Annotated in this window: 2 protein-coding genes and 1 pseudogene; 2 read left to right on the forward strand and 1 reads right to left on the reverse strand. The window is 49.1% G+C overall.

All coding sequences use genetic code 11. The features are described 5' to 3' along the window. Positions 1–196 precede the first annotated feature (196 nt). Positions 197–439 (reverse strand): group II intron maturase-specific domain-containing protein, encoded by a 243-nt coding sequence (locus G517_RS20595; RefSeq protein ID WP_245543283.1) that lies wholly within the window; start codon positions 437–439, stop codon positions 197–199. Positions 440–474: 35 nt separating this feature from the next. Between G517_RS20595 and G517_RS21420 the strand changes: the two are divergent. After that, a pseudogene (locus G517_RS21420) lies at positions 475–705 on the forward strand (transposase); the annotation flags it as partial. An 85-nt stretch (positions 706–790) separates the two neighbouring features. Beyond that, a partial coding sequence (locus G517_RS20825; protein ID WP_028305402.1) for a transposase occupies positions 791–1,341 on the forward strand: 551 nt, incomplete at its 3' end.

Genomic DNA, 1,341 nt, shown 5'->3' on the forward strand with positions numbered 1-1,341 from the left:
TAATCGGGTAGCCGGAGGTATCTAGCCTCCAGCCCCCACAACACCCTGCATGCGGATCCGCACAGGGCGTTTCACTTAGAATGGTGAAGCTTAATCCATCCATCGCGTAACGAATATAATCCTTCGGTTTTTAAATAAGCATTTGATAATGCCTGATTAATCCCCAGAGTTTTAGAGCTGCGCCATGGGCCTTCGCCTAGTGGCGCCTACTTTTGGTACTCGTAATGCCGCAAGCTACCGCAGCTTGAACGCGAACACCTAGTCTCATTAAGTTTCTTACTTTAGTACGAGGCTTTCGCCATTGTCGCCAGTAAGCCATTCTAACTCTGCGTCGAATCCAATGATCTAGATCCATACAAAGTTGATAGCAATTGGCGATACCAAAATAATTAATCCAACCTCGTAAATACTGGCTGGTTTTAAAGAGCTGATAGCGCATCGACACGCCCCAGTGTCAGTAGTCAGCCCCAAGCCATCGAAGATCTGTTTGAACAGGTGCTGTTAATCTGTGATCAGCAGGGCCTTTTAGGCCATGAACTCTTTGCCATTGATGGCTGTAAGATGAAACATCGCGTCGACAGCCCCCACGGCAAACAAATCGACAGCCACCGGATGTCCGTTGTCGAACCGGTCTTCGGCAATATCAGCACCAATAAAAGGCTGAACCGCTTCAGCCTGAGAAGCAAAACCAAAGTACAGGGAAAAACTGGGACACCCATATTTGACCCTACCAAAATTCGCTACCTGATCTACATTTAAAAGCACTGGTGACATTATGGAGGATCACACCATGACCCGTGCCCGCAATGAGCAGATCAGCACCGCTGATACCCCGTATTACCACTGTATCGCCCGCTGTGTTCGGCGGGCATTCTTATGCGGTGAAGACACTTTTTCTGGCCAGTCCTACGAACACCGCCGCCAATGGATTCTGGATCGTTTAACCACTTTGGATCAGATGTTCGCCGTAGATGTGTGCGCTTACGCCATTATGTCCAATCATTACCATCTGGTGCTTTATATCAATCAGGCTGAGGCCGAGTCTTGGACTGAGGATGAGGTCATTCGCCGTTGGTTGCTGCTGTTTAAGGCTCCACTGCTGATTGAGCGTTATCAGAAAAACGAGTGCACCAGTAATGCTGAGCGGAAAAAAGCGGCTGAAATTATTGAAGACTGGCGGCAGCGTCTGATGGACATCAGCTGGTTTATGCGCTGCCTGAATGAGTATATCGCCCGAAAATCCAATGAAGAAGATGGCTGTACGGGGCGCTTCTGGGAGGGGCGATTTAAAAGTCAGGCGCTGCTGGATGAGCAGGCACTGTTAACCTGCATGGCCTATGT

The organism is Oceanospirillum maris DSM 6286, from assembly GCF_000422865.1.
Classification (GTDB): domain Bacteria; phylum Pseudomonadota; class Gammaproteobacteria; order Pseudomonadales; family Halomonadaceae; genus Oceanospirillum; species Oceanospirillum maris.

Coding starts and splice junctions, on each gene's coding strand:
- G517_RS20595 (WP_245543283.1), bottom strand. CDS start 439: ATGCGCTATCAGCTCTTTAAAACCAGCCAGTATTTACGAGGTTGGATT.